Annotated in this window: 19 protein-coding genes and 1 tRNA gene; 6 read left to right on the top strand and 14 right to left on the bottom strand. The window is 66.5% G+C overall.

Annotation, left to right across the window (positions count from 1 at the left end):
- The first annotated feature begins 198 nt into the window (after nt 1-198).
- Complete coding sequence (locus ACY48M_RS00235) at nt 199-1,542, top strand: hypothetical protein (RefSeq protein WP_462818238.1); 1,344 nt, start codon at nt 199-201, stop codon at nt 1,540-1,542.
- An 86-nt stretch (nt 1,543-1,628) separates the two neighbouring features.
- Here ACY48M_RS00235 and rplL read toward each other — a convergent pair whose 3' ends face one another.
- The 5 genes from rplL to ACY48M_RS00210 form a co-directional block, all read right to left on the bottom strand.
- Entirely contained in the window at nt 1,629-2,012 is a 384-nt protein-coding gene (rplL, locus tag ACY48M_RS00230; RefSeq protein ID WP_462818237.1) for a 50S ribosomal protein L7/L12, read from the bottom strand.
- Nucleotides 2,013-2,069: 57 nt separating this feature from the next.
- Entirely contained in the window at nt 2,070-2,585 is a 516-nt protein-coding gene (gene rplJ / locus ACY48M_RS00225; protein ID WP_462818236.1) for a 50S ribosomal protein L10, read from the bottom strand.
- A gap of 322 nt (nt 2,586-2,907) precedes the next feature.
- Nucleotides 2,908-3,660 carry a hypothetical protein gene (locus ACY48M_RS00220; protein ID WP_462818235.1) on the bottom strand — a complete coding sequence of 251 codons (753 nt, stop codon included), beginning with the start codon at nt 3,658-3,660 and terminating at the stop codon, nt 2,908-2,910.
- A gap of 93 nt (nt 3,661-3,753) precedes the next feature.
- The gene (locus ACY48M_RS00215) at nt 3,754-5,202 is read right to left on the bottom strand and encodes a sensor histidine kinase (protein WP_462818234.1); all 1,449 of its coding nucleotides are present in this window, start codon (nt 5,200-5,202) and stop codon (nt 3,754-3,756) included.
- Nucleotides 5,199-5,933 (bottom strand): response regulator transcription factor, encoded by a 735-nt coding sequence (locus tag ACY48M_RS00210; protein WP_462818233.1) that lies wholly within the window; start codon nt 5,931-5,933, stop codon nt 5,199-5,201. Before ACY48M_RS00210 ends, ACY48M_RS00215 begins: the two co-directional genes overlap by 4 nt.
- 161 nt (nt 5,934-6,094) lie before the next feature.
- Between ACY48M_RS00210 and ACY48M_RS00205 the strand changes: the two genes are divergently transcribed.
- Nucleotides 6,095-6,706 carry a YqaJ viral recombinase family protein gene (locus ACY48M_RS00205; protein ID WP_462819221.1) on the top strand — a complete coding sequence of 204 codons (612 nt, stop codon included), beginning with the start codon at nt 6,095-6,097 and terminating at the stop codon, nt 6,704-6,706.
- Between the two features lie 3 nt (nt 6,707-6,709).
- Complete coding sequence (locus ACY48M_RS00200; protein WP_462818232.1) at nt 6,710-7,471, top strand: alpha/beta fold hydrolase; 762 nt, start codon at nt 6,710-6,712, stop codon at nt 7,469-7,471.
- On the opposite strand, the gene ACY48M_RS00195 is transcribed toward ACY48M_RS00200, so the two are convergent.
- A complete protein-coding gene (locus ACY48M_RS00195; RefSeq protein WP_462818231.1) occupies nt 7,419-8,363 on the bottom strand; it encodes an EamA family transporter in 945 nt (314 codons plus the stop codon). The genes ACY48M_RS00200 and ACY48M_RS00195 overlap by 53 nt on opposite strands.
- Nucleotides 8,364-8,402: 39 nt before the next feature.
- Here ACY48M_RS00195 and ACY48M_RS00190 point away from each other — a divergent pair, with 39 nt between their 5' ends.
- Nucleotides 8,403-9,302, top strand: a complete 900-nt coding sequence (locus tag ACY48M_RS00190) for a LysR family transcriptional regulator (protein ID WP_462818230.1) — start codon at nt 8,403-8,405, stop codon at nt 9,300-9,302.
- A gap of 61 nt (nt 9,303-9,363) precedes the next feature.
- Here the strand turns inward: ACY48M_RS00190 and rplA are convergent, their stop codons facing one another.
- From rplA to ACY48M_RS00165, 5 genes are all read right to left on the bottom strand, one after another.
- The gene (gene rplA / locus ACY48M_RS00185; RefSeq protein ID WP_462818229.1) at nt 9,364-10,053 is read right to left on the bottom strand and encodes a 50S ribosomal protein L1; all 690 of its coding nucleotides are present in this window, start codon (nt 10,051-10,053) and stop codon (nt 9,364-9,366) included.
- An 89-nt stretch (nt 10,054-10,142) separates the two neighbouring features.
- Nucleotides 10,143-10,574: a 50S ribosomal protein L11 gene (rplK, locus tag ACY48M_RS00180; RefSeq protein ID WP_462818228.1), complete on the bottom strand. Its 432-nt coding sequence runs from the start codon at nt 10,572-10,574 to the stop codon at nt 10,143-10,145.
- 102 nt (nt 10,575-10,676) lie between these two features.
- Nucleotides 10,677-11,600 (bottom strand): transcription termination/antitermination protein NusG, encoded by a 924-nt coding sequence (gene nusG, locus ACY48M_RS00175; protein WP_462819220.1) that lies wholly within the window; start codon nt 11,598-11,600, stop codon nt 10,677-10,679.
- Nucleotides 11,601-11,700: 100 nt separating this feature from the next.
- Nucleotides 11,701-11,976 (bottom strand): preprotein translocase subunit SecE, encoded by a 276-nt coding sequence (gene secE / locus ACY48M_RS00170; RefSeq protein WP_462818227.1) that lies wholly within the window; start codon nt 11,974-11,976, stop codon nt 11,701-11,703.
- Between the two features lie 87 nt (nt 11,977-12,063).
- Nucleotides 12,064-12,136: transfer RNA gene (locus tag ACY48M_RS00165), tRNA-Trp, on the bottom strand.
- 205 nt (nt 12,137-12,341) lie between these two features.
- On the opposite strand from ACY48M_RS00165, the gene ACY48M_RS00160 reads away from it, so the two are divergent.
- Nucleotides 12,342-13,544 (top strand): pyridoxal phosphate-dependent aminotransferase, encoded by a 1,203-nt coding sequence (locus tag ACY48M_RS00160; protein ID WP_462818226.1) that lies wholly within the window; start codon nt 12,342-12,344, stop codon nt 13,542-13,544.
- Between the two features lie 66 nt (nt 13,545-13,610).
- Here the strand turns inward: ACY48M_RS00160 and ACY48M_RS00155 are convergent, their stop codons facing one another.
- Nucleotides 13,611-14,492 (bottom strand): LysR family transcriptional regulator ArgP, encoded by an 882-nt coding sequence (locus tag ACY48M_RS00155; protein WP_462818225.1) that lies wholly within the window; start codon nt 14,490-14,492, stop codon nt 13,611-13,613.
- Nucleotides 14,493-14,564: 72 nt separating this feature from the next.
- On the opposite strand from ACY48M_RS00155, the gene ACY48M_RS00150 reads away from it, so the two are divergent.
- Nucleotides 14,565-15,329 carry a LysE/ArgO family amino acid transporter gene (locus tag ACY48M_RS00150; protein WP_462818224.1) on the top strand — a complete coding sequence of 255 codons (765 nt, stop codon included), beginning with the start codon at nt 14,565-14,567 and terminating at the stop codon, nt 15,327-15,329.
- A 24-nt stretch (nt 15,330-15,353) separates the two neighbouring features.
- On the opposite strand, the gene ACY48M_RS00145 is transcribed toward ACY48M_RS00150, so the two are convergent.
- Both ACY48M_RS00145 and ACY48M_RS00140 read right to left on the bottom strand, forming a co-directional pair.
- Nucleotides 15,354-16,001 (bottom strand): LuxR C-terminal-related transcriptional regulator, encoded by a 648-nt coding sequence (locus ACY48M_RS00145; protein WP_462818223.1) that lies wholly within the window; start codon nt 15,999-16,001, stop codon nt 15,354-15,356.
- Between the two features lies 1 nt (nt 16,002).
- Nucleotides 16,003-17,196, bottom strand: a complete 1,194-nt coding sequence (locus tag ACY48M_RS00140; protein ID WP_462818222.1) for an ATP-binding protein — start codon at nt 17,194-17,196, stop codon at nt 16,003-16,005.
- Nucleotides 17,197-17,261 lie beyond the last annotated feature (65 nt).

Genomic DNA, 17,261 nt, shown 5'->3' with positions numbered 1-17,261 from the left:
TGCAAGCGTTTGCGCAAGCGAGTAGATGACGACTCCTCCACAGGTGGTCGAGGGTGAATTCTGTGATGAATCTTTGCTCCATGGGTTTACATACCCCCCGTTTGGGTGGTTTTATTTGTGAGCGACCCACTCTCCCCGAAACCGTCTGCATCCCCCGTGCCGACACGGTGGCTCGCGCTTACCCGAATAGGAACGACCATGAAACCCGAATTCATGCGAGTTCGGCGTGCCCTCACGCTCGCGCTCGCAACCCTCCTCGCTGCCGCCGGCATCACAGTGCTCTCACCCGCTGGCGCCGCGCTCGCTCACCACAACACTGTGACCGCTACGGTGTCCTGCGTTGAGTCCGCGTGGACCATCACCTGGACCATCCAGAACTCCGAGGCCGACAAGGCTGAGACGATCACCAGCTCCAGCAACCCGGCGGTCGTGCCGGTCGGCACCGAGATCGCGGCTGGTGGCACGTTCGTCGCGACCGAAACCGTCGCTGCCCCCACCGAACGCACGCTCACCGTCACGGGCAGCTGGCCCTCCAGCAATGTGACGGCAGAGTCGAGCGGCCAGGTCACCCCGTACGCGTTTGCGGGCGAGTGTGCCCCGGCCACTCCAGAAGAGCCGACGGAGCCAGAGGAGCCGACCGAGCCCTCCTATCCCGAGCAGCCTTCGTATCCTGAAGAGCCGGGTGAGCCGATCACGCCAACGGTCGTGATCACGGCCGCACCCTGCGTCTACAGCGGTGACGCAGCACTGGGGAGTGTCTCGACGACGATCTCTGGCATCGCCTCCGGCACGCCATATACGGTCGAGCTGTACTCGGGCCAGACGTCGGTGGCCTACATCAACGACATCGGCACTGGCGATGCCGTGTCGACCTCGTTCCCCGATCTCGCACCGGGCGACTACCAGGCTGAGGTGACCGTGTACGGCAGCGATCCCGTCCTTTCACAGACGGTCACGATCGCCGACTGCACCCCCACCGACCCGGTCGAGCCGGTTGAACCAATTGATCCAGTTGATCCGCCAGTGTCGACCCCGCGTCTCGTCATCACACCAGTCGACTGTTCGAGCGACGTCACCACGCCAACCGTCTCGGTCGGCGTGAGCGGGCTCGACGCCACGCTGTCGTACCAGGTCGTCTTGCTTGACGCCGGCGGAACATCCGTCGCAAGCCAGCCCATCACCGGTGTCGTCAACGACAGCGTGATCTTCGAGAACCTCGCCGCGCCGGCGAGCTACGCCGCGATCCTGCAGGTCGAGCCGGGTGGCACGACCGAGGCGACTTCCGTCGATCTCGCCAACGTCGTGCCCTGTGTCGAGGGTGGCGGCATCCTGCCGACGCTGCCAGACCCCGGAGTCACGCCCACCGTCGATCTCGAGCCCACCAGCGTCACCCCGGCAGCGACAACAACACAGCTGCCAACGCTCGCCCTCACCGGCGCGGGCGACGCCGAGCGGCTTGCCGCCTTCGCCGCGCTGCTCCTCGCAGCAGGCGGTGTGCTCATGACCCTGCGGAGGCGCGGGAGCGTCACCATCACGCAGTAGGGTCAACGCAAAGAACGCCCCCGGTCGATGACCGGGGGCGTTCTTGTGGTTATTGGGGCTGCGCCGGTGGGCGCAGCCCCAATCGACTACTTGAGTTCGACGCTGGCGCCGGCCTCTTCGAGCTGAGCCTTCGCCTTCTCGGCGGTCTCCTTGTTGACGCCCTCGAGGACGTTGGAGGGGACGCCATCGACGACGGCCTTCGCCTCGCCGAGGCCGAGGCTCGTGAGCGCGCGGACCTCCTTGATGACCTGGATCTTCTTGTCGCCAGCCGCGGTAAGGACGACGTCGAACGAGTCCTTCTCCTCGACCTCTTCGGCGGCAGCAGCAGCGCCACCGGCCGCGGCAACCGCGACGGGAGCGGCAGCGGTGACCTCGAAGACCTCTTCGAACTTCTTGACGAAGTCGCTGAGCTCGATGAGCGTGAGCTCCTTGAACGCCTCGATCAGTTCGTCGCTTGAAAGCTTTGCCATTGTTTTTCTCCTTGTTTGAACTTCTATGAACCGCTGTGCAGGCACCTGCGAGGGTGACTAGCTCGCGGACTCCTGCTTGTCGCGCAGCGCGTCGACGGTGCGAACCGCCTGCGCGAGCGGCGCGTTGAACATGTAGGCGGCGCCGAACAGCGAAGCCTTGAAGGCGCCGGCAAGCTTGCCAAGCAGCACCTCCCGCGACTCGAGTTCGGCCAGCTTGGTGACCTCGGCAGCGGTCAGCGGGTTACCGTCGAAGTAACCCCCCTTGATGACCAGCTGAGGGTTTGCCTTGGCGAAGTCGCGCAGGCCCTTCGCGACGGCGACAGGGTCACCGTGCACGAATGCGATCGCAGACGGACCGACAAGCTCATCGTCGAACGACGAAATGCCCGCCTCGTTGGCCGCAATCTTGGTCAGCGTGTTCTTCACCACGGCGTAAGACGCGTTCTCACGGATGTTCGTGCGCAGCTGCTTAAGCTGTGCGACCGTGAGCCCGCGGTACTCGGTGAGCAGTACGGCACTCGAGTTACGGAAGAGTTCCGTAAGCTCGGCGACCGAAGCTTCCTTGTTCGCCATGTGGCTCCTCAAATTTCGTTTGTGCATTGCGCCAGACCGGCGGGCAGCCCGGCAGGTGCCGGGCTCAGCCTCGGGGCGAGTCGCCCCAATCCCACTCACGAAAAAAGCTCCGGCGCAAGCGCACGGAGCTGGAAAACCCGGTTGAACCGGAATCAGACTTCACACACCTGCGCGGGCCCCTGCTCGAGAGCAAGCCTTCGATCTTCACTCACTTGCGTGCGTGACGATAACCAGCGGTCTTTGGCTTCGATAAGGGTATGGCATGCGAGACGAAGTGGCAAATGCACGCTCGTGCTGACGCCGCAGGCAATGGCGTCTGCTCCTATCCGATCGGCGACGCCCGGTGCTTGTGCCCCCTCCACGAGACCACGAGCCCGATCACCCCGAGAAGGGCGACGAGCAACACGATCATCGGCAGGAGCGCGGGGCCGGCGTGACTTTCCTGCGGTTCCTGGCCGCGTTCCAACGCCGACGCGAGATCTTCGAGCGCGAGGGGGCCGGTGACCCCCGTCGTGCCGGCGTCGATCGGCGTGGCCTCGGCATCCGTCACCGCGAACCACGATGCTGTCGACTCATCACACACCAGCACTTCATCGGCAGACAATGTTGCGATAGCGGCCGCGAGCCCCGGTCGCAGGTCGAACTCCGCCAACTCGACCGCGCCGCTGCCGGTATTCACCCACACCGTGGCAACGCCGATGAGGCGTTCGGCAACTGAGACGGGAGCGACCCAGCGGTTCGTGAGCGCGACCGCGGTGTCTCTCGTGACGGGCCCCGTGTCCGAGCCCTCACGTGTGCCCTCGATGAAGCTCGCCCGCCACTCCCGCACGCGCACCACCTCGCCCACCGTCGTCGAGTCATCGAAGTCGATGCCGGATGCGCCGTCAGCGCCAGGCGCGTACAGCGCTGCCAAGCGGGGCACGAGCTGGCGTTCGAAGTAGTCGGCAACCTGGTCTGGCGTTCGCTCGTCAGCGGCGACCGTGGGCGCTGCCGACAGCGCTGCCGAAGCGAACCCGCACAGGAGAAGAAGCGTCAGCACGAGTGGAGCGCGAGCGCGCCTCCAGGCACTGGGCACGTCGGGTCCTTCGCTCGTTCGGGAATCGAACTATTCTCGCACGCGCGCAGTGCTCTAGCACCGCCCCGTCGAGGCGGCAACGACGCCGCCCGCTCAGTTGAAGGCGGGGAGCCGCACCGTGAACGTTGTCGCCCCCGTGGTGCCGTCGGCCGTCACCTGCCCGCCATGCCCATCCACGACCGCCCGCACGATGGCAAGCCCGAGCCCCGTGCTCCCGGCTGTGCGCGACCGCGAACCATCACCGCGGGCGAAGCGTTCGAACAACTGCCCGACGAACTCCTCAGGAATGCCAGGCCCGTCATCCCGCACCGTCACGAGGACCTCGTCGCCCGCAACGACGAGCGCGGTCTGCACGGTCGTCCCGGGCGGGGTGTGGACTCTCGCATTGGCAAGCAGGTTGACGAAGACCTGACGAAGCCGCCCGTCATCACCGATCACCGTGACCGGTTCCTCCGGCAGGTCGAGCTCCCACGTGTGATCTGGTGAGGTGACGCTCGCATCGCCGACCGCCTCGATGAGCATGCGCGATAGGTCGACCTCGCGTCGCTCAAGATCGCGGCCCTCATCGAGGCGTGCGAGCAGCAAGAGGTCTTCGACAAGCGAGGTCATGCGCACCGCCTCCGACTCGACCCTGCCGATCGAGTGCACGACATCGTCGGGAAGACTGTGGCCGGAGCGTCGAGTGAGCTCCGCATAGCCGCGGATCGAGGCGAGGGGTGTGCGCAGCTCGTGACTCGCGTCAGCGACGAAGCGACGCACGCGATTCTCGCTCTGCTGCCTCGCGGCCAGTGCGGATGCGACGTGGTCAAGCATCCGGTTGATGGCAGCACCAACCCGGCCGACCTCGGTTGTGGGGTCTGCGTCAACCGTGTCGACCCGTGCCTCGAGGTCGACATCGCCGCGGTCGAGTCGGAGATCGGTGACGGCTGACGCCGTCGCGGCGACACGGTCGAGCGGCCGGAGCGCGAGCCGCACCACGGCACGCCCGACGAGGGCGGCCACGATGATGACGACCAGGCCGATGGCGACGACCACGACGATGAGCTGCCCGACGGTCTCGTCGATGCTCGTGAGTGGCAGCGCCGTGACGATGAAGACGCCGTCGGTGATGTATTCGCCGGCGGCACGATACCTGCCGAGGTCGCCGCCGAAGTCGACGGTGACGGCCTCACCCGAATCGGGAACGTCGAGCAGCACCGAGGTCTGCGTGTCGTCGAGCAGGGCGATCTGCCCGTTCTCGGTCACGACGCCGGCGCGCGCCGAATCGTCGACGACGACACCGGTGATGGTGAGGGGGCCTTGCACCCCGAACCTCAGCGTCGCGAACCCTTCATCGGGCGGGCTCGGGGTCGGTGCATCACCCCACTCGCCGGTTGACGCGCTCTGCGTTCGCGTGATGGCCGAGTCGAGATCGTCGTCGAGTTGCTCCATGAGCACGCTGCGGAGGGCCAGCACACTCACCAGCCCCACAATGATGCTCGCCGCCGCGAGGAGGGCGACGATGCCGACGACGAGGCGCCGCCGGAGGGTCCACGAGGTCACCCGGGTGCCTTGATCATGTAGCCGACGCCGCGCACCGTGTGGATCATGGGCTCTTCACCGGCGTCGATCTTCTTGCGAAGGTACGAGATGTAGATCTCGACGATGCTGGACCTGCCGCCGAAGTCGTAGCTCCAGACGCGGTCGAGGATCTGCGCCTTGCTCATCACGCGTCGGGGGTTGCGCATGAGAAAGCGGAGCAGCTCGAATTCGGTTGCGGTGAGCTCGATTTCGCGGCCATCGCGTCGCACCTCGTAGCTCATTTCGTCGAGCTCGAGGTCGCCGACGCGGACGACGGGGTCGGCGGTGCTTGGCACGAGCGCGGCCGACCTTCTGATGAGCCCGCGGAGCCGCGCGATGACCTCTTCGAGGCTGAACGGCTTCGTCACATAGTCGTCGCCGCCAGCGGTGAGGCCCGCGATCCGGTCATCGAGCGAATCCTTGGCCGTGAGAAAGAGGATGGGCACGTCGCGACCGTCGGCCCGTGCCCGCGAGAGCACCTGGAGACCGTCGATGTCGGGCAGCATGATGTCGAGGACGACCACGTCGGGGTTGAACTCGCGGATGGCTTTGAGGGCGGACTGGCCGTCGGCCGCCGTGCGCACCTCCCAGCCCTCATACCGCAGCGCCATGCCGATGAGCTCAGACAGGGTGTCCTCGTCGTCGACGACGAGCGCGCGAACTGGCGAGCCGTCGAGGTGCTGCATGGTCGGCTGGGCGGGCGTGTCGGTCATAGGAGACATCATGCTTACCGTAGCTTGGTGCTTCCTATGCGTCGACTGTGGGTAAACCTCGGCGCCAGTCGAACCAAGCGCCATGGTGACGACCCGCCCACCCGAGGGCGCCGAATGCCGTTGGCATCCGAGAGAATGATCAGGTGACCGTCGCCCAGCCCATGCTCTCGCTCTGGGACGACCCGACTCCACCGCAGCCAGATCACACGACCCGCATCCTCGCCAGGTCCTCCGACCGGGTCGCCTGGCTCCGTGCCCGCAGCCGTGGCATCACCGCGACGGATGTTGCGAAGCTCGCGAGCGAACGATCGGTGCGAGCCGTCGTCGATGACAAGTGGCACGGTGGCAGGTTCTCGGGCAACGCCTTCACCGATCATGGTCGGCAACGCGAGCCCGAGATTGCGCGCTGGGTGCAGCAGCATTTTGGCATCGCCCCGAGTGATGCGCTGTTCCATTCCCATGGCAGCCGCGAGCACCTTGCGACCCCCGACGGTGTCGTCGCGCGACCTGACACGGTGGAGCTCGCCGAGATCAAGACGACCAGCTCACCCTGGCGCTCGATCCCCCGCGGGTATCTGCGTCAGGTGTGGTGGCAGCAGTATGTGCTCGGGGCGGAGCGAACCCTCCTCGTCTGGGAGCAGCACCGTGACTTTGTGCCCGTCGATGCTGAACCGCAGTACCGCTGGATCGATCGCGACGACAACGAGATCCACATGCTCGTGCAGCTCGCCGATCGGGTTCTCGACGCTCTGGCTTCGCGCCGCCGCAGCTGAGCGATGGATGTCCTCCTGCTGCACGGTCTTGGCGGTTCGGCGGCGCAGACGCTGGAGCAACTGCGGCCAGCACTGCCGGAGGGTTCGCGAATCGTTGCCCCCGATGTGCGGGCGCACGGCGCGTCAACCATGGTCGGCGCTCCGGCCGACTTCACCTTCGACGCGCTGAGCGCTGAGGTCGTGGCGGCCGCGCGCTCGGGGGGTCTCGGCCGCGCTCCCCTCGCGATCGTCGGCACCTCGATGGGTGCAGCGCTCGGCCTGCGCATTGCCCTCTCACAGGAGTTCGAGATCGATCGGCTCGTGTTCGTGCGCCCAGCGTTCACCGACACGCCCCTCCCCGCACACCTCCGCGCGTTCCCCGTCATGGGCGAGCTGCTCCAGCGCCATGGGCCCATCGAGGCAGAACACCGCTTCAAGGGCTCAAACCTCTACTACGCCATCTCGCTCATTTCACAGCGCATGGCCGCCCTGTCGCTTGAGCAGTTCAGGGCTCCGGATGCTGCGGCGCGCGCCGTACGGCTCGTCGAGGTCCCCCGCAACCGCGCGTTCCACACGCTCGACGAGCTCGCCGTGATCGACACCCCAACGACGATCGTCGCCGCCCCACGCGACCCCGTGCATCCGGTGGCGGTCGCGGAACTCTGGCAGCGCGGCATCCGCGGCTCTCGGCTCGAGATGCTGCCGGCACGCGACGAGGGACTGCAGCGGTACCTCACGGCGCTTCACTCGACGGTGCGCGCTGCGCTGCAGCCCGCACCCGGCTGACGCCGCGCACCGGCACGCCCTGCGCCACGATGAGCCCGAGCAACATGAGTGCACCGCCGGCGAGCTCGGCGGTATTCGGCACCTCGGCGACGACGAGCCATGCGGCCGCGATGCCGACGACGGGCACGAGCAAGATCCACGGCACCACGGCTGCTGCGGGATATCGGGAGAGCAGCGAATTGAAGATGCCGTAGGCCACGAGGCTTGCGAGCACCGTCGTGTACAACGTGGAGATGACCGCCTCAACGCCGAAGGCGCCGAGCGCCGTGACCACCGCGGTGGGTCCGTCGATGACGAGGGCGAGCACCACGAGGGGCACCGGCACGATCAGAGCCGACCACACGGTGAGGGCGAGGCCGCCCTTCACGCCGGATGCTCGCGAAATCACATTGCCGATACCCCACGACAGCGCCGCGCCCAGACACAGCACGAGCGCAAGAAGGGTGACGGATCCCTCCCGCCCAAGCGCGACGATCGCGAGCCCGATTGAGCCGACGATGCCGCCGGCGAGTTGCGCTGGTGCCGGAATTTCTCGCAGCACACCGGCCGCGATCAGCATCGTGAAGATCACCTGCGCCTGCAGCACGAGCGCGGCGAGCCCGGGCGGCATTCCAAGGTGCAGCGAGGTGTAGAGCAGACCGAACTGACCGAGCGACATGAACGCGCCAACGCCGAGGATGAAACGCCACGGGGCATCCGGTCGCCGCACAAAGAAGATGGCGGGCACGATCACAAAAATGAAGCGGATTGCGAGAAAAAGTAGGGGCGGGATACCCTCCATCCCCCAGTCGATGACAATGAAGTTGCAGCCCCAGATGAGGGCGACGAGCGCGGCAAGGAGACGGTGACGAGGGTGCACTGCACCATCCTCGCCGAGTCGATCATGCAGCACCAGCGCAGGGTTTTGCCCAATACCATGTAGTTTCTCTTCATGATCGATCTTGATGCCCTCACTGCGCTTCGCGCCGTGAACGCCACCGGCTCTGTGGTCGCCGCCGGGGCCGCGCTCGGGTACTCACCGAGTGCCATCTCGCAACAGGTCAAGCGTCTGGAGCGCCAGGTCGGTCTGCCGCTGCTGGAGCGTGTGGGGCGCGGCGTAGTGCTGACTGCGCCTGGCCGACACCTCGTCGAGGCTGGTGGCGTGCTTCTCAGCCATCTCGAAGAGGTCGAGTCGGCCCTTCACGGCGCGGCGGGCCGCGTGTTCGGCACAGTGAGAATTGCCGCCTTCTCGACCTCAACGCGCGGTCTCCTCGCCCCCGCCGTCCGCAGCCTCGCCGCCACCCACCCCGACCTTGCCCTCGCCATCGTCGAACGCGAGCCATGGGATTCGATCGACCTTGTCGCGACGGGCGGCGCAGACCTCGCGGTCGTTCACAGTTGGGGCGATGTTCCGCTCGCGATTCCGGGCCACCTCGTTCGCACACACCTCACGCTCGATGTCGCCGATGTGATCATGCCGCGAGAACATCCTCTGGCGAGCCGCACTGCGATCGCACCATCCGAACTGCTCGACGACCACTGGATCGCGACACCGGAGGGCACCATCTGTCGGCAGTGGTTGCGGCGGATGCACGATGGCACGGGCCAGCTGCCACGCGTCGCGCACGAATCGATGGAGTTCGAGTCGCAGATCGCCCTCGTGCGCGCCGGTCTCGGCATCGCGCTCGTGCCGCGACTCGGCCGCTCGGCGCTGCCAGACGACCTCGCCGCGGTGCCAACCCGCGCGCCCGTTTCGACCCGCGAGATCACAGCCCTGCATCGAGAAAGCATGGAGGCCTCGCCCACCGTCGCCGTAGTCATCGCGGCCCTGCGCGCGGCCGTCGCAGACTGAAGCATCCGCGGCCATGGAAAAAAGGGGCCCGCCGAAGCGGACCCCCTTCTCAAAGTGAAACCTAGATCGCGTTGACGTCCACGGGGATGCCGGGGCCGAACGTGGTCGACACGGTCGCCTTGGTGATGTAGCGACCCTTCGCCGAGCTTGGCTTGAGACGCACGACCTCGTCGAGCGCCGAGCGCATGTTCTCCTGGAGCTTGTCGGTGTCGAACGACGCCTTGCCGACGATGAAGTGCACGTTGGCGTGCTTGTCGACGCGGAACTCGATCTTGCCACCCTTGATCTCCGTCACAGCCTTCGCCGTGTCGGGGGTGACCGTGCCGGTCTTCGGGTTCGGCATGAGGCCACGCGGGCCGAGCACCTTTCCGAGACGACCGACCTTGCCCATGAACTCGGGGGTCGAGACGGCCGAGTCGAAGTTCGTCCAACCAGCGGCGACCTTCTCAATGAGCTCGTCGCCACCGACCTCGTCGGCGCCGGCGGCGATAGCTGCCTCGGCCGCTGGGCCCGTTGCGAACACGATCACGCGTGCGGTCTTGCCCGTGCCGTGCGGCAGGTTGACGGTGCCACGCACCATCTGGTCGGCCTTGCGGGGGTCGACGTTGAGCTTGAGCGCGACCTCGACGGTCGAGTCGAACTTCTTCGAGCCGGTCTCACGAGCGAGCTCGACGGCGTCGGAGGGGGCGTAGAACTTGCCCTCTTCGATCTTCTCTACAGCGGCCCGGTAGGCCTTGGACTTGGTTGCCATGATGTTCTCCTAAAGATGAGTTCGTGGGTAGCGAGCCAGGCGGGCTCTTCCACTGCGGCGACCGAGGTCGCCAATACGACTGGGGGTGACTACGCGTCGACCGTGATTCCCATCGAGCGAGCGGTGCCCGCGATGATCTTGGATGCGGCTTCGATGTCGTTCGCGTTGAGATCGGCCATCTTCTGCTCGGCGATGTCGCGGACCTGCTCCTTGGTGAGCTTCGCAACCTTTACCGTGTGCGGCGTTCCCGAACCCTTCTTCACGCCAGCAGCCTTCTTGATGAGCTCAGCGGCGGGCGGGGTCTTGAGAATGAACGTGAACGAGCGGTCCTCGTAGACGGTGATCTCAACCGGGATGACGTTGCCGCGCTGCGACTCGGTCGCGGCGTTGTACGCCTTGCAGAACTCCATGATGTTCACGCCGTGCTGACCCAGCGCGGGGCCGATTGGCGGCGCGGGGTTGGCGGCGCCGGCCTGGATCTGAAGCTTGATCAGACCCGTAACCTTCTTCTTCGGTGCCATTGTTTCCTTCTTTCGTGTTCGAGCATCCGTTGCCAGATGTTCTTCCGCCTGCTCGGCCTATCCGAGCCGCGGTGGTTTTATAGGGTGTGCAGCGAACTGCAACTACATCTTGGTGACCTGGTCGAAGCTGAGCTCGACCGGGGTCTCGCGCTCGAAGAGCGACACGAGCACGGTGAGCTTGCCGCTCTCCGGCTTGATCTCGCTGATCGAACCAGGAAGACCAGCGAACGAGCCCTCCTTGATCGTGATGGTCTCGCCCACCTCGAAGTCGACCTCCTGAGGGATGCTGCGCTGCACGGCCTTGCCGCCCTTCGCACCAGCCTTCGCGGGGGCCTCCACGATCTGCACGAGGCTCTTCAGCATGCTGAAGGCCTCTTCAAAGCGCAGCGGCGTTGGGTTGTGGGCGTTGCCCACGAAGCCCGTCACGCCGGGAGTGTGGCGCACAACAGACCAGCTGTCTTCGTTGAGATCCATGCGCACGAGCACATAGCTCGGAATACGAACACGGGTGACGAGCTTGCGCTGGCCGTTCTTGATCTCGACGACATCTTCCATCGGCACCTCGACTTGGAAGATGTAGTCCTCCATGGTCATCGACACACGACGGTTCTCGATGTTCTGCTTGACGCGCTTTTCGAAGCCCGCATAGGAGTGCACGACGTACCACTTGCCGGGGAGCGACCGCAGTTCAGTGCGGAACTCCTCATACGGGTCTACCTCGACCTCTTCGGCCGGCTCTTCATCGCTCGCCTCGCCGGTAACCGGCGCGCCTTCTTCGGCGAGCTCGTCGAGCGCATCCTCAGTGACGGCGTCAGCCTCAGGGTCAACAGCGGACTGCGCGTCGAGGGCAGCCGCAAGGGCGCTCTCCGCGTCGGGCTCTTCGATGACGTGCACTGCCGCAGCCTCAGCCGGGATCACGGAGTCGATCTCGTCGGCCAGCACAGGGCCACCGAGCGCCTCATCCTCTTCGGACGACTGCTCTGCGGCCGCGGACAGGTCGATCTCCTCCTCGGAGGAGCGCTCGATTTCGTCGCGTTCTGTGTCAGGCACTGATTCTCATTCCATTGTTCTCAAGACGATCCGGCAGCATGGCCGGCAAAAAGGGCGGTGGTGGCGTTGGCGCCGGTTAGAGCGAGCCGTCGCCGAAGACGTACGAGACGGCGAAGCCGAACACGAGGTCGAGCCCGGAGACGATCGCCATCATGATGACCACGAAGACCAGCACAACCGCGGTGTAGCTGATGAGCTCTTTGCGCGTCGGGGTGACGACCTTCTTCAGCTCGGCGACCACCTGGCGCAGGAACAACGCGAGACGCCCAAACGGGCCGCGACGCGTCGCGCGCTCCGATTTGGCGTTGGCGACGACATCCTCACTCGGCTCGTCGGTCACATTTCTCGCCACAGTTACTTACCTTCCGGACATGGACCGAGGAACCACAAGGCCCTCGGCTATTCGCCTGCCAACGCGCAAATCGCGTTGGTCACGCTGCAGGGCGGACAGGACTCGAACCTGCAACCTGCGGTTTTGGAGACCGCTGCTCTACCAATTGAGCCACCGCCCTTCGGGGCCGAACGCGCCAGCTTCTCCAGCAGATTTGAAGGATTCACGCCTCGAAATGGGCATAGAAAAGCTTGGCGGATTTCAACCACCTCGCACCAGTGTAGGTCACGCTCCGGGGGCTGTAAAGCTGGCGACCCTCGCTGCGGGCGGTGGTGAAATGCTGAGAGCACCAGCCTGCCGGAATCACCTTCCACTAGCCTGAGAGCGTGACCGAACTTCCCGCAATCTCACGCCGTATCGCCGCCATCGCCGAATCAGCGACCCTCAAGGTCGACTCCAAGGCCAAGGCACTCAAAGCCGAAGGCCGGCCCATCATCAGTTACGCCGCTGGCGAGCCTGACTTCAGCACGCCGCAGCATGTTGTTGAGGCAGCATCCGCCGCCACCTTCGACCCCAAGAACCACCGCTACACGCCCGCGGCCGGGCTCGCACCGCTGCGTGAAGCGATCGCCGAGAAGACGCTCCGCGATAGCGGCCTCAAGGTTGCGCCAAGTCAGGTCATCGTGACCAACGGCGGCAAGCAGGGCGTCTATCAGGCCTTTGCAACCGTCGTCAGCGAGGGCGACGAAGTCATCCTCCCCGCCCCGTACTGGACCACCTACCCCGAGGTCACGAAGCTCGCCGGCGGCGTGCCCGTCGAGGTGTTCGCCGGCTCCGACCAGGAGTACAAGGTCACGGTTGCGCAGCTCGAGGCGGCCCGCACCCCCCGCACCAAGGTGCTGCTCTTCGTCTCCCCCTCAAACCCGACCGGCGCCGTCTACACGGTCGAAGAGACGAAGGCCATCGGCGAGTGGGCGCTCGAGCACGGCCTGTGGGTCATCACCGACGAGATCTATCAGAACCTCGTATACGACGGTTCGGCCCACGCCCCCTCAATCGTCGAGGTCGTGCCGGAGCTCGCCGAGCAGACCATCCTCGTCAATGGCGTTGCCAAGAGCTACGCCATGACGGGCTGGCGTCTCGGCTGGATGGTCGGCCCCGTCCGCGCGATCAAAGCTGCCGGCAACCTGCAGTCGCACCTGTCGTCGAACGTCTCCAACATCTCGCAGCACGCCGCGATCGCCGCCCTTACCGGCCCGCAAGACGACGTGCTCGCAATGCGTGACGCCTTCGATCGACGCCGCAAGCTCATCGTCGCCGAGCTCAACACGATCCCCGGCGTCATCACACCGACGCCGCAGGGTGCCTTCTACGTCTACCCGGATGTCACGGGGCTGCTCAATCGCGAATGGAACGGGGTCACCCCCACCACGTCGCTCGAGCTCGCCGACCTCATCCTCGAGCAGGCCGATGTCGCGGTCGTGCCGGGCGAAGCTTTCGGGCCGAGCGGATACATCCGGCTCTCCTACGCGCTCGGCGACGAGCCACTGCTCGAGGGCGTGCGACGTCTGCAGCGCCTCTTCGCGTAACTCGCCACGCCCTCACGCCCCACCAGAGAGGGCCATCGGGCGCGACTGAACCCAGCAGCGTGGGGTTCAGCGGGGCTGCCCTACCGTTCGTGCCGCTCGGGACACCGCATCCGAAACCGCCTGCAGCAGCGGCGATGAGAGATTCCACTGCTGCCAGTACAGGGGCACGTCGAACGGGTGGCCCGGCATGAGGTCGATAAGCCCTGCGCCGCTCGCCTGCTCGGCCGGAAGCATCCCCCAGCCGAGCCCGAGGTGCACGGCAGACGCGAACTCCGTCGAGGCCGGCACATAGTGCACTGGCGGCACGGTGCGCACACGGATCGAGCGCAAGAACGCTGCCTGCATGTCGTCGCGACGGTCGAAGTCGATGCGCGGCACCCGGCCGAGGGCCGACCCACTCACCCCGTCGGGCATCCAGCGCTCGACGAACGCCGCGCTCGCGACGGCCCGGTAGCGAACGGTGCACAGTGGCGTCACCACGCAGCCGGGCACGCTCGCCGACTGGGAGGTGACCGCCGCCATCACCTGCCCCGACTCGAGCAGGCGGGTGGTGAACTCTTCGTCTTCGCGGTGAAGCTCGAAGACGACCGGATGCTCACGAGCAACCTCGGCGAGCGCCGGCAGCAACCAGGTCGCGAGCGAGTCGGCGTTGACGGCGATCCCGACGGGGGTGAGGCGCGCCCCATCGTCGTCGAGTCCGGCGTCGGCGAGCGCGTCGTGTTCGAGCAATGCCATCTGCCGCGCGAGTCGCACGATTGCCTCGCCCGCTTCTGTCGCGTGGACGGGTTTGGCACGGACGAGCAGCACGCGGCCGAGCCGCTGTTCGAGCGCTTTCACACGCTGGCTCACCGCCGAGGGGGTGATGTGGAGGGTGCGCGCCGCGCCCTCCAGGCTGCCAGCGTCGACAACAGCGGCGACAGTGCGGGCGAGATCGAGTGGGATTTGCATAAAGCTAGGCTAATGCACCCTAAGAATCATTAGCTGGACTGTCTCCGCCAAGGCTCGTACCGTCGGAGGGTGATGATCGACTTCAACGCCCTCCAGCTCAGCTTTCCGACCGCGCTCTCCGGCTTCGTGCTGGGCTTCGGGCTCATCGCCGCCATCGGCGCCCAGAACGCGTTCATTCTGCGCCAGGGGGTGCGCGGGCAGCACCTGCTCGCCGTCGTGCTCGTGTGTGCCATCTCCGATCTCGCACTCATCTTCGGCGGCATCCTCGGCATCGGCGCTGTGCTCGAGCACGCGCCCCTCGTGGTGACCTTCATCCGGTGGCTGGGCGTCGCGTTTCTCACCGGCTACGGGCTGCTCGCAGCGAAGCGCGCCTGGCGACCTGCCGGTCGTGGGCTCACGGTCGACGATGCCGAAGGCCCCGCTCGCCATGCGGATGCCCCGGCCGCGATGCCTCCCGCGACCCCGACCCAGCACGCTCCCGCTCACGGCACAACACTCACGCTGGAGGTGGCACCGCCGGGTGAGCAGCCGCGTGCGGCGCGTGGCACTCTCGCGACCGCGATCCTCACCGCTCTCGCGTTCACGTGGCTCAACCCGCACGCCTACCTCGACGCCGTCGTGGTGCTCGGCTCGGTGGCAAACTCGCACGGCGACCCGGATCGCTGGGTGTTCGGCATCGGGGCGATTGTCGCGAGCTTCGCGTGGTTCACGCTCATCGGCTTCGGGGCGAAGCTGCTCTCGAAGCAACTTTCTTCACCGCGCGCCTGGCGCGTCCTCGACGGTGTGATCGCCGTGATCATGCTCACCCTCGCGGCATCCCTCGCCTTCGCCCACTGACCCAGCCGAAGCGGCGATCGCCCGCTACAGCAGTTTGCGCTCGAGCGCCCACGCCGTGAGCTCGTGCCGGCTCGAGAGCTGCAGTTTGCGGAGCACCGCCGAGACGTGGGTTTCGACCGTCTTGATGGAGATGAAGAGGTCTGTGGCCACCTCCTTGTAGGCATAGCCGCGGGCGATGAGCCGCATGACCTCGCGCTCGCGGGCGGAGAGGCGGTCGAGTTCGTCGTCGGCGACGGCCTGCTCACCTGCGGCCGCACCGAAGGCGTCGAGCACGAAGCCGGCGAGGCGCGGTGAGAAGACGGCGTCGCCGCCCGCCACCGAGGCGATCGCCGCATTCACATCGTCGGCCGAACTGCCCTTCGTGATGTACCCGCGGGCCCCGGCGCGGATCACGCCGACGACATCCTCCGCCGAGTCACTCACGCTGAGGGCGAGGAACTTCGTCGTGTCGAGGAGGCCGCTGCACCGCTTGATGACCTCGGCGCCGCCACCGCCGGCACCACCCGGCAGGTGCACGTCGAGCAGCACCACCTGCGGCCGCAGGTCGGTGATGATGGCGACCGCCTCATCGACGCCGGGCGCCTCACCGAGCAGCTCGACGGAGGGGTCGAGCGACGCCCGCAGCCCCGACCTGAAGATCGAATGGTCATCCACGATCACGACACTGGTCATGTCATCCTCCGTTGCTTCGCCGGTCGAGCTGCAGGTGCACCTCGGTGCCGACACCGCCGGCGCCCGGCCGCACGGTCGCGCTGCCGCCGGCACGCTGCATCCGCCCGATGATCGACTCTCTCACGCCAAGCCGGTCTGGCGGCAGGGCATCGAGGTCGACACCGGGGCCGCGGTCACGCACAAAGACATCGACTGAGGATGCCGCGGCCTCGACATACACCGACACCTCACCACCACCGTGCCGTGCGGCGTTGAGCATGGCTTCACGCGCCGCGGCGACGATGGCGGAGCCGGCCGGGATCGACTCCCCCACCGTGACGACGTCGATGCGCGCGGGGTATTCGAGCTCGATGACGCTGGCGATGTCGTTGAGTTCCTGCGCAAGGTCGGCGGTGGGGGCGTCGCTGCCGGCGAAAAGCCATTCGCGCAGTTCGCGCTCCTGCGCACGGGCGAGCCGGGCAATGTCGGTCGAGGCGCCCGCCCGGTTCTGGATGAGCGCCAGAGTTTGCAGCACGGAATCGTGCAGGTGGGCGGCGATCTCGGCGCGCTGCTCTTCGCGAATGCGGCCGGAGCGTTCGCGCATGAGTTCGGTCCAGAGCTTCAGGATGAAGGGGGCTGCCGCGACACCGACACCGAGCACAAGCATCCCGATCGCGAGCACCGCCGTCGCGGCCTCTGGGCGGCCGCCGCCCGACGCGAGCAGGAGGAGCCCAACGATGAGGAGGGTGGCAGAACCGAGTGCCCGCACGACGATGCCGTAGCGCCGTGAGCGCAGCGGGTCGAGCTCATCGAAGGCGAGGCTCCACGCAACGGCACCGCCGGCGAGGAGCAACGTGAGGGTGATGGCAATGTTCGCGCCGCCATCAATGTTGGCCAGCGCGACTGCGACGATGCCGGCGATCATGCCGCCCGCGAGGAGGAGGGCGGCGACGGGGGCCTCGCGGCGCGGCCCACCAGCAGCCTCCGCGTCTGCGTCGCCCGCTTTGGGGTCGAGGGGCACGAGCACCCAGAGCCACACGTAGAAGAGCAGGCCGGACCCACCGGCGATCGCCGCGAGCACGAACGCAAACCGCACCAGGCCGATGCGCCAGCGCAAGTGCCTGGCGAGACCAGAGGCGACCCCGGCGACAACACTGCGGCGCGGTCGGGTGAGCGCAGGTCGCACCGCGTTCACGTCGTTCGTCTCGTCGTCCACAGTTGCATCCAATCAGACGGTGGCAACCCCCGGCCCACGTCGGGCCCGAATTCAGGGTGCGGTCA

Source organism: Homoserinimonas flava (genome assembly GCF_054969005.1).
The sequence above is the reverse complement of the archived record's forward strand: the minus strand, read 5'-3'. Positions and strand labels throughout refer to the sequence as shown.

What these genes read in the sequence shown, in the direction of transcription:
- ACY48M_RS00235 (WP_462818238.1), top strand. Translation starts at nt 199, where the DNA reads ATGAAACCCGAATTCATGCGAGTTCGGCGTGCCCTCACGCTCGCGCTC.
- rplL (WP_462818237.1), bottom strand. Translation starts at nt 2,012, where the DNA reads ATGGCAAAGCTTTCAAGCGACGAACTGATCGAGGCGTTCAAGGAGCTC.
- rplJ (WP_462818236.1), bottom strand. Translation starts at nt 2,585, where the DNA reads ATGGCGAACAAGGAAGCTTCGGTCGCCGAGCTTACGGAACTCTTCCGT.
- ACY48M_RS00210 (WP_462818233.1), bottom strand. Translation starts at nt 5,933, where the DNA reads ATGACCGACACGCCCGCCCAGCCGACCATGCAGCACCTCGACGGCTCG.
- ACY48M_RS00205 (WP_462819221.1), top strand. Translation starts at nt 6,095, where the DNA reads ATGCTCTCGCTCTGGGACGACCCGACTCCACCGCAGCCAGATCACACG.
- ACY48M_RS00200 (WP_462818232.1), top strand. Translation starts at nt 6,710, where the DNA reads ATGGATGTCCTCCTGCTGCACGGTCTTGGCGGTTCGGCGGCGCAGACG.
- ACY48M_RS00190 (WP_462818230.1), top strand. Translation starts at nt 8,403, where the DNA reads ATGATCGATCTTGATGCCCTCACTGCGCTTCGCGCCGTGAACGCCACC.
- rplA (WP_462818229.1), bottom strand. Translation starts at nt 10,053, where the DNA reads ATGGCAACCAAGTCCAAGGCCTACCGGGCCGCTGTAGAGAAGATCGAA.
- rplK (WP_462818228.1), bottom strand. Translation starts at nt 10,574, where the DNA reads ATGGCACCGAAGAAGAAGGTTACGGGTCTGATCAAGCTTCAGATCCAG.
- ACY48M_RS00155 (WP_462818225.1), bottom strand. Translation starts at nt 14,492, where the DNA reads ATGCAAATCCCACTCGATCTCGCCCGCACTGTCGCCGCTGTTGTCGAC.
- ACY48M_RS00150 (WP_462818224.1), top strand. Translation starts at nt 14,565, where the DNA reads ATGATCGACTTCAACGCCCTCCAGCTCAGCTTTCCGACCGCGCTCTCC.
- ACY48M_RS00145 (WP_462818223.1), bottom strand. Translation starts at nt 16,001, where the DNA reads ATGACCAGTGTCGTGATCGTGGATGACCATTCGATCTTCAGGTCGGGG.